This window comes from Streptomyces sp. OR43 (assembly GCF_008042275.1).
In the GTDB taxonomy this organism is placed as follows: Bacteria; Actinomycetota; Actinomycetes; order Streptomycetales; family Streptomycetaceae; genus Streptomyces.
Window position 1 is genome coordinate 1 of record NZ_RDBK01000122.1, and the last position, 933, is coordinate 933.

The window sequence follows — 933 nt, forward strand, 5'->3', positions numbered from 1 at the left end:
CCGGCCGTCATCTGCACGTCCACGCCACCGGCGGCGGGAATCGCCACCGGAGCGTCGAGCGTCAGCTCGTCCACCGGCAGGTCACCCAGCAACCCCGTCCAATTCCACCCCACCGTGAAAAAACTCCTGAACGACGGCCACTCCGTATTCATCGAAGCAAGCCCCCACCCCGTCCTCACCACCGCCCTCCAGGACACCGCCGACACCACCGACACCCACGCCCTCATCACCGGCACCCTCCGCCGCAACGAAGGCACCCTCCACCGCTTCCACCTCTCCCTCGCCCACCTCCACACCCACGGCATCCCCGTCGACTGGACACCGGCTGTTCCGGAGGCAGGGGACGACGCGCCGCACGACCTGCCGACCTACCCCTTCCAGCACCGGAGCTACTGGCTGGAGGACGCGGCCACGGACGGGGACCCGGAGAGCCTCGGGCTGCACACGACGCAGCACCCCCTGCTGGCGGCCGCGACCACGCTCGCCCAGGGTGACGCGCTGCTGCTCACGGGCCGGATCTCGCTGCGCACCCACCCCTGGCTCGCCGACCACGCCATTGACGGAACGGCGGTCCTGCCGGCTGCGGCGGCTCTCGAACTGGCCCTGGAGGCAGGCAGGTTGCTGGGTGACCTGCCGGTGGACGAGCTGACGCTCGACGCTCCGGTGGCGATTCCCGCCGCCGGTGGCGTGGACGTGCAGATGACGGCCGGGGCCCCGCGCGGCGACGGCCGTCGCGAGCTGACCCTGCACACCCGGGCGTACGACGACGCGGACGACGACAGCGCCCTGCACCGCGCCTGGACCAGCCATGGCACGGGTCTGCTCGGCGCAGCCGGGTCCGCCTCCGATTCCGCGCCCGGCTCCCTGACCTCCTGGCCGCCCGCCGGGGCGACCGCCGTCGATGCCGGGGAGGTGTACGAGCGGCTGGTCGCG

The 933-nt window shown here is 72.8% G+C and carries 1 protein-coding gene; it reads left to right on the forward strand.

Annotated features, from left to right (window positions below; all coding sequences use genetic code 11):
• Window positions 1-39 precede the first annotated feature (39 nt).
• The coding region (locus EAO72_RS41500) for an acyltransferase domain-containing protein (RefSeq protein WP_261991883.1) at window positions 40-933 on the forward strand (894 nt) is incomplete at its 3' end.